Source organism: Campylobacter concisus (assembly GCF_002165785.1).
In the GTDB taxonomy this organism is placed as follows: Bacteria; Campylobacterota; Campylobacteria; order Campylobacterales; family Campylobacteraceae; genus Campylobacter_A; species Campylobacter_A concisus_W.
In genome coordinates this window covers 72,340-84,459 of record NZ_NDYO01000005.1, presented here as the reverse complement: position 1 = coordinate 84,459, position 12,120 = coordinate 72,340, and the positions used below count along the sequence as shown (strand labels likewise).

Annotated in this window: 10 protein-coding genes; 8 read left to right on the top strand and 2 right to left on the bottom strand. The window is 39.0% G+C overall.

All coding sequences use genetic code 11. The features are described 5' to 3' along the window. Positions 1 to 51: 51 nt before the first annotated feature. Positions 52 to 1,245 carry an acetate kinase gene (locus B9N62_RS04385; protein ID WP_087584547.1) on the bottom strand — a complete coding sequence of 398 codons (1,194 nt, stop codon included), beginning with the start codon at positions 1,243 to 1,245 and terminating at the stop codon, positions 52 to 54. Between the two features lies 1 nt (position 1,246). Further along, positions 1,247 to 2,614, bottom strand: coding sequence for a phosphate acetyltransferase (pta, locus tag B9N62_RS04380; protein ID WP_087584546.1), 1,368 nt, complete (start codon positions 2,612 to 2,614; stop codon positions 1,247 to 1,249). Positions 2,615 to 2,682: 68 nt separating this feature from the next. Between pta and flgH the strand changes: the two genes are divergently transcribed. From flgH to nikR, 8 genes are all read left to right on the top strand, one after another. After that, positions 2,683 to 3,390: a flagellar basal body L-ring protein FlgH gene (gene flgH, locus B9N62_RS04375; RefSeq protein WP_087584545.1), complete on the top strand. Its 708-nt coding sequence runs from the start codon at positions 2,683 to 2,685 to the stop codon at positions 3,388 to 3,390. A gap of 350 nt (positions 3,391 to 3,740) precedes the next feature. Beyond that, positions 3,741 to 4,886, top strand: coding sequence for a hydrogenase small subunit (locus tag B9N62_RS04370; RefSeq protein ID WP_087584544.1), 1,146 nt, complete (start codon positions 3,741 to 3,743; stop codon positions 4,884 to 4,886). 9 nt (positions 4,887 to 4,895) lie between these two features. Further along, positions 4,896 to 6,614 (top strand): nickel-dependent hydrogenase large subunit, encoded by a 1,719-nt coding sequence (locus tag B9N62_RS04365; RefSeq protein ID WP_087584543.1) that lies wholly within the window; start codon positions 4,896 to 4,898, stop codon positions 6,612 to 6,614. A 9-nt stretch (positions 6,615 to 6,623) separates the two neighbouring features. After that, entirely contained in the window at positions 6,624 to 7,304 is a 681-nt protein-coding gene (gene cybH / locus B9N62_RS04360) for a Ni/Fe-hydrogenase, b-type cytochrome subunit (protein ID WP_087584542.1), read from the top strand. Next, positions 7,304 to 7,846 (top strand): HyaD/HybD family hydrogenase maturation endopeptidase, encoded by a 543-nt coding sequence (locus B9N62_RS04355; protein ID WP_087580125.1) that lies wholly within the window; start codon positions 7,304 to 7,306, stop codon positions 7,844 to 7,846. Before cybH ends, B9N62_RS04355 begins: the two co-directional genes overlap by 1 nt. Next, positions 7,843 to 9,315, top strand: a complete 1,473-nt coding sequence (locus B9N62_RS04350) for a hypothetical protein (RefSeq protein ID WP_087584541.1) — start codon at positions 7,843 to 7,845, stop codon at positions 9,313 to 9,315. The genes B9N62_RS04355 and B9N62_RS04350 overlap by 4 nt, the downstream gene beginning before the upstream one ends. Then, positions 9,299 to 11,515 (top strand): carbamoyltransferase HypF, encoded by a 2,217-nt coding sequence (gene hypF, locus B9N62_RS04345; RefSeq protein ID WP_087584540.1) that lies wholly within the window; start codon positions 9,299 to 9,301, stop codon positions 11,513 to 11,515. Before B9N62_RS04350 ends, hypF begins: the two co-directional genes overlap by 17 nt. Positions 11,516 to 11,569: 54 nt before the next feature. Further along, positions 11,570 to 11,983 carry a nickel-responsive transcriptional regulator NikR gene (gene nikR / locus B9N62_RS04340; RefSeq protein WP_087584539.1) on the top strand — a complete coding sequence of 138 codons (414 nt, stop codon included), beginning with the start codon at positions 11,570 to 11,572 and terminating at the stop codon, positions 11,981 to 11,983. The last annotated feature ends 137 nt before the right edge of the window (positions 11,984 to 12,120 follow it).

Sequence of the window (12,120 nt, the reverse complement as noted above, 5' to 3'; positions counted from 1 at the left end):
ACCTGCAAAAGCTCTTTTAAAATATACAAGTAAGTCGTCAAAGCAATTTATCTAAGGTATTCTTTCTTTGATCACTCTAGCTGTTTCTATCGCTATTTCTAGCTCTTCGTTTGTTGGGATAATGAGCGTTTTTATTTTGGCATCTTTATCATCTATACACCTTTCACCTCTCTCGTTTGAGAAATTTAGATCGTGGTTGATGTGGATGCCAAGATGCTTTAGATCATCACAAATTTTTTGCCTTGTGTTTGGTGCATTTTCTCCTATGCCGCCAGTAAATATAAGCGCATCAACGCGTCCCAAAACAGCATAATACGAACCTATGTATTTTTTTACTCGGTAGCAAAACATATTAAACGCAAGCCTTGCACGTTCATCGTTTTCCATTTTGGCTACGACATCTCTCATATCACTTGAGCCACAAATTCCAAAAAGTCCGCTTTTTTTATTTAAAAAGTTATCGATCTCGTTCCATTTTAAAACACCGATATTTAGCAGGTAGATAACTACGGCTGGATCCATATCACCACTTCTTGTGCCCATTATGAGCCCTTCAAGTGGACTAAGTCCCATCGAAGTGTCGATACTTTTGCCGTTTTGCACCGCGCAGGCTGAGGCGCCGTTGCCTAGATGAAGCGAGATGGCGTTAAATTTATCAAACTCTATGCCAAGCATTTTGGCTGCTTGCTTGCAAACATATCTATGTGAAGTGCCGTGAAAGCCGTATTTTCTTATGTGATGAGTCTTGCAAACATCGTATGGTAGGGCATAGCGGTAGGCGTACTCTGGCATACTTTGGTGAAAAACCGTGTCAAAAACGACAACATGAGGCACGTTTTTGCTCTCCTTCATCGCATTTTTGATGCCAGCAAGGTGCCCTGGGTTGTGAAGTGGTGCTAGCGGGCTTATTTCCTCGATCTTTTTGATGACGCTTTCATCAACGATCATCGAGCTAAAAAAGCTCTCTCCGCCGTGCACTATCCTGTGTCCTATGCCGTCAAGCTCGCTTAGATCGTGCAATGTATGTGAGGTAACAAAGAGCTCGTTCATCGCCTCAAGTCCGTCATGGTGGTCTTTTATGAAGCGTTTTATCTCGTAGGTTTCGCCATTTGCTTTTAGCACCGCTCTTGAGCTGGAGCTACCGATTTGCTCTATTAGACCGCTTGCTAGACTGGTTTTTGTATCCATTGCAAAAAGTTGAAATTTTATTGAGCTACTACCCGAGTTTAAAACCAAAATTCTCATATTATTCTCCTGCTTGTATGGCACTGATTAAGATGGTATTTACCACGTCTTCAACGAGGCAGCCGCGGCTTAGGTCATTAACTGGCTTTTTTAGCCCTTGAAGTATCGGACCCACAGCTAGAGCGTTTGCACTTCGCTGAACCGCTTTATAGCAGATGTTTCCGCAGTTTAAATTTGGAAAGATAAAGACATTTGCATGCCCAGCAACCTCTGAGTTTGGCATCTTTTTACTAGCCACGCTTAGATCAACCGCTGCATCAAACTGAATGGGCGCTGCAATTTTTAAATTCACATCAAGCTCGCTCGCCTTTTTGGCAGCTTCTTTTACAAACTCCACATCAGCCCCACTGCCACTATCAGCCGTAGAGTAGCTTAGCATGGCGATCTTTGGATTAAGACCAAAGGCACTTGCCGTTTGAGCGCTGCTTAGAGTGATACTAGCTAGCTCATCTGCGCTTGGATTTGGCGTGACGGCGCAGTCGGCAAAAAGCAAAATTTCTTCTTCAAGCGCCATGAAAAATGCCCCACTTACCACACTTACATTTGGCTTTGTTTTTATTATCTGCAAGGCTGGACGGATCGTATTAGCTGTGCTCATCGTAGCTCCACTTACTAAGGCATCAGCTATGCCTTCATGAATTAGCATTGTAGCAAAGTAAATTTTATCTTTTGCAAGCATATTTGCCTTGGCTTCATCCACACCTTTATGCTTTCTAAGATCATAAATTTTCTTTGCAAATTCACCTGTTAGCTCGTTTTGTTCTGGGTCGATCATTTTGGCTTTGCTTAAATTTAGCCCACAAGCGGCCGCTTTTTTTGAAATTTCATCTTCAAGTCCTAGCAATATGATATTTGCCGCATCTTTTTCTAATACGATATGAGCCGCTTTTAAAATTCTCTCATCGTCACTTTCAGGCAAAATGACGGTCTTGTTTGCCACTTTAGCTCTTTTTAGAAGCAAGCTTTGAAATTTAAATGGTGTGATGATATCTGCTTGATAGTTTAAAATTTCATCGATCTTATCGGTGATTAGAAGCTTTGAGTTTAGATTTAACGCCCTTAGCTCGCTTGCGTTTTCATCAAAAACTGGTGCGTTTAAATTTCTAGCTAGCTTTAAATTTAGCTCGCTTTTACCAAAGACACTAAAACCATCACAGCCAACGACTATGACAAAGTCGCTTTTGGCTTTTACCTCATCAAATTTATCTATAAATTTTAGAAAAAATTCTTTTTCATTTGAATTTATTAAGTTATTTTTATCGTTTTCATCCGGGATTATCTTAAAAATCTCAACTTTTTTGAATTTTGTAGCTATAATTTCTTGCAGATGTGCTAAATTTTTGTCTGTAAAAACGTAACAACTTTTCATTTGCGACCTTTTTAGGAACTTGAATTGCTTAATTTTAGCACAAAGATACTTATTTTAAGGCATTTTTTATGAATCATAAAACGATTTGGCTCGTCTTGTCTGCGGCCATTATTTGCACTGGTTGCACACCAAGCGCTGATCCTCATATCAATATGAAACCTCCAGTTTATGTCGAGCAACTCCCTTCAAAAGATAGTGGAACCGGACAAAGCAACGCTGGTAGCCTCTTTGGCAAGGGTGAGAATCCGCTATTTTCAGATAGAAAGGCGATGAATGTAAATGATATCGTGACTATCGTTATCTCAGAAAATGCAAGCCAAACTTCAACTGGTAGCAAAAGTACCAACAAAGATAGCACTATTTCGCTTGGTGGCGGTGTATTTACGGCTGGAGCCGCTCCACTTTCAAATATAGCTGATAATCTAAACAAATACGGCGACATCGGCTTTAAAGCAGGTGGTGGAAACAAATTTACAGGAAGTGGCACGAGCAACAGAAGCGAGAAATTTACCGCAACCATTTCAGCTAGGATCATAAAAATACTAAATAACGGCAATTACTTTATCGAGGGTAGCCGCGAGCTACTTATAAACGGCGAAAAGCAGATCATGCAAGTAAGTGGCGTTATCAGACCTTACGACATCTCACAAAACAACGAAATCGACTCAAAATATATAGCTGACGCTAAAATTTTGTATAAAACCGAGGGCGAGCTAGACAAATCTACCAAAAAACCTTGGGGCACAAGGCTTATGGAAGCTATCTGGCCATTTTAATGCAACTTTAAAAGCCTAAATTTCATCCATTTGGGCTTTTAAAAATTTTTATCTCAAAAATTTCTCTCGCCTTAAATATGCTAAATTTTTAGAAATTATTAAAAATTATAGTTGATATTTACTTTCAGAATAATATGCTTAAAATATTGAAGATTCATCAAAATAAAATAAAATAAAATTTCTCAAAATATTATTTTTTATATTTTGAAAATATATCGCAAAAAAAGGGATTTTAAATTTTTTAGTTAAAATTTATTTAATTACAAATATTAATTTTATAAAATAATTTTTTACTTCTTTAAACAAAGATATTATTAACAAAAGTAAAATTTTCAAGCAAAGGAGCTTATATGAATAATGACTTGCGTCAAAAGATAGATAGACGCTTAAGTGAGCTTAGTGCGTTGCCTAAGATGAAAAGCGACTCGAGTATTGCGCAGCTTTTAAAAGAGAAGGGCTTTACGAGGCGTGATTTTATGAAGTGGGCTGGTGCGATGACAGCTTTTATGGCTCTACCAAGTGCGATGACACCGATGGTTGCTCGTGCTGCTGAGCTTAGCGATAGGCTTCCTGTGATATGGCTTCATATGGCAGAATGCACAGGCTGTAGCGAGAGCTTACTAAGAACCGATGCTCCAAGCATAGATAGTCTTATATTTGACTACATAAGCCTTGAATACCACGAAACTATCATGGCAGCTTCTGGTTGGCAGGCTGAAGAAAATTTAGAGAGTGCGATCGAAAAGTATAAGGGCAGATACATCCTGCTAGTTGAGGGCGGTATCCCAACTGGTACGACTGAAAATTTCTTAACTGTTGGACCTCATGGCACAACAGGTAAAACTCATGCTGTAAATGCTTCAAAAGATGCAGCTGCTATCTTTGCGATCGGCACCTGTTCTAGCTTTGGTGGCATTCAAGCTGCAAGGCCAAATCCATCAAATTCAGTGGGACTTTCAAAGGTAACTGATAAACCAGTTATTAATGTTGCGGGCTGTCCGCCAAGTGAGAAAAATATCGTTGGCAACGTGCTTCACTTCTTGCTTTTTGGCACACTTCCAGCACTTGATGTTTACAATAGACCAAAATGGGCTTATGGCTTAAGAATTCACGATCTTTGCGAAAGGCGTGGTCACTTTGACGCTGGCGAGTTTGTCCAAAACTTCGGCGATGAGGGCGCAAAAAATGGCTACTGCTTATACAAAGTAGGTTGCAAAGGTCCATATACTTTTAATAACTGCTCACGCGAGAGATTTAACCAGCACACATCATGGCCAGTTCAAGCAGGTCACGGCTGTATAGGCTGCTCAGAGCCAGACTTCTGGGATACGATGGGACCATTTGAAGAGCCTATGGCAGATAGACTCTTTGATACTGTTTTGGGTCTTGGAGCTGATAATGTCAGCGATAAAGTTGGCATTGGAATTTTAGCTCTTACTGGCATTGGTATAGCAGCTCACGCTGTTATAGCTTCTATGAGTAAAGATAAAGAATAAGGCGAAAAAATGAGTGAAAAAAGAATAGTAATAGACCCTATAACTCGTATCGAGGGACACTTAAGAATAGAAGTTGTCGTAGATGAAAATAATGTCGTAAAAGAGGCGTATTCTGGCTCAACTCTTTGGCGTGGTTTAGAGCAGATCGTAAAAGGTAGAGATCCAAGAGATGCTGGCTTTTTTATGCAAAGAATTTGTGGCGTTTGTACATACTCACACTACCGAGCAGGCATTATTGCAGTTGAAAATGCCCTTGGCATCAAGCCTCCATTAAATGCTGAGCTAACTAGAACGCTGATGAACGCAGCTTTATATCTTCACGATCACATCGTGCATTTTTATCAGCTTCATGGCATGGATTGGGCGGACGTCGTCTCTGCACTAAGTGCAGATGTGCATAAAGCTAGCGAAGAGGCGTTTAAATATACTGATCTGCCATTTGCCACGGGAGCTGACAAGCTAAAAGAGGTAAAAGAGAGGGTTGAAGCATTTGTTAAAAAGGGCAACCTTGGACCATTTGCCAACGCATACTGGGGACATAGCACATATAAATTTACGCCAGAGCAAAATTTGATCGTTCTCTCTCACTACTTAGAGTGTTTAAGAATCCAAAGAACAGCAGCTCAGATGATGGCTATCTTTGGTGCGAAAAACCCACATCCACAAAGCCTAACAGTTGGTGGCGTGACCTGTGTGATGGACCTTATGGATCCAGCTAGAATGGGCGAATATATGAGCAAATTTGCCGAGATCAAAGAATTTGTAGATAGAGCTTACTATCCAGATATCTTGATGGCAGCTAAAGCTTATGGTAATGAGCCAAGCGTTCTAAACGATGTTGGTGTGGCAAATTTACTCTGCTACGATGAGTTTTTGATCGGCAAAAATGATCATCTATTTAAAGGTGGCTATATCTTAAATGGCGATCTTAACAAGGTTTATGATATCGATGAAAATAAAATCACAGAAGAGGCTACTAGGTCTTGGTATAAAAACGATAAAGCGCTTCACCCATATGACGGCGAGACTGAGGCAAACTACACAGGCCTTATTGACGGCGAGAGCATAGATGCCGAGGGCAAGCTAGCTCACAGCAAGCTTTTTGATACAAAAGGCAAATATAGCTGGATCAAAGCACCAAGATATGATGGTTTGCCTATGCAAGTAGGTCCAATAGCAAGTATCGTTATAAACTACGCTAGAGGCAACGAGAGAGTTAAAAAAGTAGTTGACGAATTTTTAGCAAAGAGTGGCTTGCCATTAAGTGCAGTTTTCTCAACTCTAGGCAGAACCGCTACTCGTATGCTTGAGGCAAAAGTAGTCGCAGAGCATACAATGGATGCATTTAATGCTTTGGTAGAAAATTTAAAATCAGATCAAGAAACCTGCACAAAATATGTAATCGATAACAAAAAAGAGTACAAAGGAAATTTCCAAGGCAATGCTCCAAGAGGTGCGCTTAGCCACTGGTGCCGCATAAAAGATGGCGTTATCACAAACTGGCAAGCAGTCGTGCCAAGCACATGGAATGCCTCTCCAAAAGACGCACAAAATCAAATGGGAAGCTACGAAGCGTGCTTAGTTGGTTTAAAGATCGCTGATCTTTCAAAACCACTTGAGATAATACGAAAAATTCACTCTTATGATCCTTGCATCGCATGCGCTGTGCATGTTATGGATACAAAGGGAAATGATTTGAGTACTTATAAGATAAATCCAAATTTGTAAGGAGAAAAGATGTCACATAAAAATGCTGACAGGATCAGCGAATACGAATTCTCCATTGGCGTTAGGCTGACACACTGGATTAGATTTGCAGCGATCACACTTTTAGTTGCGAGTGGCTACTATATCTCATACGTTTTTGTGAGTCCAGAGATCACGAGCGAGCCTACAAATTTTATGCAAGCAAAGTGGCGCATGGCTCACCAGATCGCTGGCTTTGTGCTAATAGCGGCGTTTATCTTTAAATTTTATCTATTTGTCTTTGATAAACACAGCAAAAAAGAGTGGATGAGTGTGGTTGATTTTCTAAATCCAAAAATTTGGATCGCACAGATTAAGTATTATCTTTTTATGGGCCCTCATCCGCATTTAAGGGGTGTTTATAATCCTTTGCAGTTTGCCTCATACTTTTTCTTTTATCTTGTTTTGACTCTTATTTGCCTAAGCGGTCTTGTGCTTTATGTTCATGTTTATCATGAGGGACTTGGCGGAGCGCTTTATGAGCCAGCTAGGTTTTTTGAAGAGCTTATGGGCGGACTAGCAAATGTTAGAACGATACATAGAATTTGTATGTGGGTCATTATAATTTTTGTGCCGATTCATGTTTATATGGCAGTATTTAACGCTGTTAAAGGTAAAAATGGAGCAATGGACGCTATCGTTAGTGGCTATAAATTTGTAAAAGAACACTGATGAGAGTGCTGGTTCTTGGTATTGGCAACGTGATGTTTGCCGATGAGGGCATAGGTGCTCATTTTGTAAATTTGATGGCTAAAAACTATAAATTTACAAGTTCTAAAAACGAGCTTACTCTAATGGACGGGGGCACTTTAGCCCTCGCTCTAACTCACATCATAAGCGAATTTGACTATCTTATCGTCGTTGATTGCATTAGCGCAAACGGCGCAAGCGTGGGCGATGTTTATTTTTTTGACTTTCTAAACGTACCAAATTTTATCAGCTGGGACGGCTCGGCTCACGAGATAGAGATGCTTCAGACCCTTCATCTAATGGAGCTTGCAGGCGATAGGCCTACGACTAAAATTTTAGGTATCGTGCCTAGCCGCATAGAATCATCAAATTTTAGCCTCTCAGATGAGGTTATAAACGCTTCTAATATTTTAGAAAAAACGCTGCTTGATCACTTAAAAGAGCTTGATTTTAAGTGTGAAAAAGTAGCAAATTTTACCCTAAATGATATCGTTGATGAATACGCTAAAAAAGGTTTAAAATGATACTTGCTTTTAAATTTACTTGCCACAAGGACGCTTCGTTTCTAGTGCCATTTTTACGCTTGCTTGCTGGCGATCTAGCTCATAGTATAAAGTGCAAAGAAGATGAAATTTGTCTAAAGGTAAGTGGCAATACCAGCGAGCTTGAGAGCGTGGCAAATAAAGCAAGTGCGCTCTTGCCATTTAGTCTTTTTATAAAGCACAGTGAGGTCTTGGCTACAAGTGAGCTTGATGAAGATAGTAAGATAAATGAGATAAAATTTGGCGGCCTAACTCCGACTCAAGCGAGCACATTTTTGGCTAGCGAAAGGGCTATCTTAAATGAAAGTGGCGTGCTTGCTTGGAGTAAATTTGAAGGCGAGATAACGCTTGATAATTTTAATGAAAAGCTTAAAATCTGCCTAAAATTATTAAAAAACGGCAAAGGCGTTTGCGTAGAGCAAGATGAAAATTTATATGAAATTTCTCTTGGCGTAAATTTTGACGCAAATTTCTTGATGCCTGTAAATTTAAAGCAGCTACCAAAAATTTTTATCGCCGATGATAGAGCTTTGACATTTTTAGCTAGCTTTGAAAAGCCACTTTTGGCACTAAAGACGACAGCCATTTATAGGCAAAATCACGAGGATGCACAGCTATTTTTTGACGTGATGGCACCAAATGATCTTTTTCTTTACGCCATTTGCGAGCAGCTAAATAAAGAAAATTTTAGCTTTTTAAGCGTTAAAGTAAAGGAGCAAAAAAATGCTCTTTCAAGGCTTATTTTACTTGAAAATAGCGCAGTTTTAAGCCCATTTTTCTATGCAAAAAACGAGGAATTTGAGCTTAGTAATTTTAGCGATATAGCTTTGGGGTTAAAATTTAGCAAATTTAGCGATGATGAAATTTGCCTGCTTTCAAAATCAAGCAAAACGCAGCTTCTATTTTTGCCAAAATTTAGTAGCTTTGAAGAAATTTATGAGCTCATAAGAGCCGAGGAGGGCGGCGAAAGGCTACTTGAAAACTTCAGTAAAGAGTGCGCCCTACCAAGTGGTAAATTTAGCTCAAACGCTAGCTTTTTCTCGCTGTTTTGTATAGCTGGGCGCATACTTGGCACAAGCAATGAGTTTAAAAAAGCAGGGGAGAATTTGCTTCTTATGGCAGCTGATTTTAGCGGTCAAAAGGGCGTTAGGATCGATTATAAGATGAAAGATGACTTTGGTTTAGACGGGGTTAAGTTTGTAAAAAGTATCATTTCGTTTGTCCTTGCTGGCGCTGGAGAGAAGAACATCAGCTTTGGTTGCACCGAGTCTTTGGCGCATTTTTTGAGCGATTTTAGCTATGAAAAACGAGATAAATTTAATATCAAAAATATTATTTTAAGCGGGGATTTATTTTATAATAAGGTAGTTAGCAACTTGATAAAAAAGCACCTAAACCCAAATATAAAAACAAATTTTGACCCCGGATTTGGCGTTGAGATCAAGCTTTAGATATGAGATCAAAGGCTTAGTTCAGGGTGTGGGCTTTAGACCTTTTGTCTATACTTTGGCGCACAATTTTGCTCTTGTTGGTGAAATTTACAACGACGATGAGGGCGTGAAGCTAAATTTTAGCGGCGAAGAGGCTAGTTTTTTGGCTTTTGAAAAAGAGCTTTATGAGAAGCTGCCAGCCCTTGCTAGGATCGATGAGCTAAAGAAGATTAAGATAGATAAAATTTATGAAAAGCTTGAGATCATCGCTTCAAAGTCGGCTACCAAACAAGCGCCTATTTTGCCTGATTACGCGCTTTGCGATGACTGCTTGCGCGAGTTTTATGACCCCACAAATCCACGCTACAAATATCCATTTATAAACTGCACCAACTGCGGGCCGAGGTTTTCCATCATCAAAGCATTGCCTTATGACAGGGTAAATACAACGATGAATGAGTTTAAAATGTGCGAGCTTTGTGAGAGCGAGTACAAAGATCCACTTAATCGCCGCTACCACGCAGAGCCGATCTCTTGTCCAAACTGCGGGCCAAAACTCTATCTAAAAGATAAATTTGGCAAAGTCTTGGCTAGCAAGAACGAAGCAGCCAAAGAGGCAGCTAGGCTCATAAACGAGGGCAAAATTTTAGCCATTAAAGGGCTTGGTGGCTTTCATCTAGTCTGCGACGCGACAAATGAAGCCGCAGTTTGTGAGCTAAGAGCTAGAAAACATCGCCCAAGTAAGCCCTTTGCGCTGATGAGTAAAAATTTACAAAACGCTAGAAAAATAGCGCAAATTTCAGACGCAGAGGCGAAGCTACTTAGCTCAAATTTAAAGCCAATCGTCTTGCTTGAGGCAAAAAATGACTCAAATATCACAAAAAGCGTCGCTCCAAATTTAAACAAGCTTGGTGTCATGCTCGCATTTAGCGGCATACATCTTTTGCTATTTGACCACCTCAAGCACGACATCATCGCAACTAGCGCGAATATATCAGGCGAAGTTGTGATAAAAGATGAGAGCGAGCTAAGGGAAAAACTAGGTGACGTCATAGATTTTTACCTTGATCACGACCGAGAAATTTACTCGCCAAGTGACGATAGTATCGCATTTTGCGTTGAAGATGAAGTAATTTTTACAAGGACAAGCCGCGGTTTAAATCCAAATTTTATCCATACAAATTTCAAGCAAAAAGGGACATTTTTAGCCCTTGGAGCGGAGCTAAAAAGCTCATTTTGTATCTACAAAGACGGGCTTTTGATGATTAGCCCATATATCGGCGACCTAAAAAACGTGGCGACTTTTGATAGATTTAAAGATATTTTTACCCTTTTTGAAAAGACTTATGATCTAAAAATAGATAAAGTTATAGCCGATCTGCATCCAAATTTTTTAAATACAAAATGGGCAAAAGAACAGGGTTTTGAGCTCATTCATTTGCAGCATCACTACGCCCATCTACTAAGTGTAATGTTTGAAAACGAGCTTACAGATAAAGAGTATCTTGGATTTTGCTTTGATGGAACCGGATACGGAGAAGACGGCAAAATTTGGGGTGGAGAGGTCTTTAGGCTAGATAAAAAGGGCTTTAATAGAGTTTATCATTTTGATGAATTTAGCTTATTTGGTGGCGAAAATAGCATCAAAAATATCTATTTAATCGCTTATTCCATTATTTTGAAGTACTCACTTGAGGAAGAAGCGAGTCAATTTTTAGTAAATTTTGATGAAAAAATACTTCATAATTTTAAAAAAATGGAGCAAAAGGGGCTAAATTTAGTAAAAACTAGCTCTGTTGGTAGGATATTTGACGCATTTGGGGCGATTATTTGCGGGCTTTTTCACTCGAGTTTTGAGGGCGAGAGTGGCATGAGACTTGAAGCACTTTATGATAAAAATTTAGATGCGTGTTATAAATTTAGTCTAAATGATGGAGTGATATGCTTTAAAGAGGCTTTTAAAAATGCTTTAAAAGATGAGCCAAGGGCGGCTGCAACGGCATTTATAAATGGTATAGCTGATATCATTTTTGAAATTTCTAAAAATGAGAAAAAGGAGGTTTTATTAAGTGGTGGAGTTTTTCAAAATAAGACTTTGCTTGATATCATTTACAAAAAATTTACTAAAGCAAATTTGAAATTTCATATCAATAAAAAATTCTGTAGCAACGATTCTAACGTAAATTTAGGGCAAATTTATTATTATTTATCTACATTTTAAAAGAACTAATGTATAATGATTATAAACGGTAATCAAACGAGAAAGGAGCAAAAAATGGATAGTGTTATACGTTTTAGTGTTTCTTTACCTAGTCAGTTACTAGACGAACTAGATAGGAAAGTTAGCGAACAAGGCTACGCTTCTAGGAGCGAATTTACGAGGGATCTGATCCGTGAAAAGATCGTAAATGATAGCTGGAAAGACGCTAATGAAGAGTTGATCGGTGTTTTGACGCTAATTTACGTGCATCATCACAACGATTTGGTGAATAAAAAAATGGATATTGAGCATGACTCTGACGTAAAAATTATCTGTACAAATCACGTACATGTCGATCATCATAACTGCTTAGAAACGATCTCTATAAGAGGCGAGGCGGCCAAAATAGAACGCTTTTCTGAGAGAATCGCTGGTTTAAAAGGTGTTAAATTTTCTAAACTTACAAAGGCTGCTGTTCCTAAATTTTAGGGCGTAAAAGTCTTTGCGGTGGTAGGAAATTTAGGAGTTTTTAACAAGTATAACAAGCAGCTAGTTTCTTGTAGCTGTGTTGTTTATTGCATTAGTCTTTCAAAATAGTTTTTAAGCGGTTTTTGTGGTTTTTGTAA

Coding starts and splice junctions, on each gene's coding strand:
- B9N62_RS04385 (WP_087584547.1), bottom strand. CDS start 1,245: ATGAGAATTTTGGTTTTAAACTCGGGTAGTAGCTCAATAAAATTTCAA.
- pta (WP_087584546.1), bottom strand. CDS start 2,614: ATGAAAAGTTGTTACGTTTTTACAGACAAAAATTTAGCACATCTGCAA.
- flgH (WP_087584545.1), top strand. CDS start 2,683: ATGAATCATAAAACGATTTGGCTCGTCTTGTCTGCGGCCATTATTTGC.
- B9N62_RS04370 (WP_087584544.1), top strand. CDS start 3,741: ATGAATAATGACTTGCGTCAAAAGATAGATAGACGCTTAAGTGAGCTT.
- B9N62_RS04365 (WP_087584543.1), top strand. CDS start 4,896: ATGAGTGAAAAAAGAATAGTAATAGACCCTATAACTCGTATCGAGGGA.
- cybH (WP_087584542.1), top strand. CDS start 6,624: ATGTCACATAAAAATGCTGACAGGATCAGCGAATACGAATTCTCCATT.
- B9N62_RS04355 (WP_087580125.1), top strand. CDS start 7,304: ATGAGAGTGCTGGTTCTTGGTATTGGCAACGTGATGTTTGCCGATGAG.
- B9N62_RS04350 (WP_087584541.1), top strand. CDS start 7,843: ATGATACTTGCTTTTAAATTTACTTGCCACAAGGACGCTTCGTTTCTA.
- nikR (WP_087584539.1), top strand. CDS start 11,570: ATGGATAGTGTTATACGTTTTAGTGTTTCTTTACCTAGTCAGTTACTA.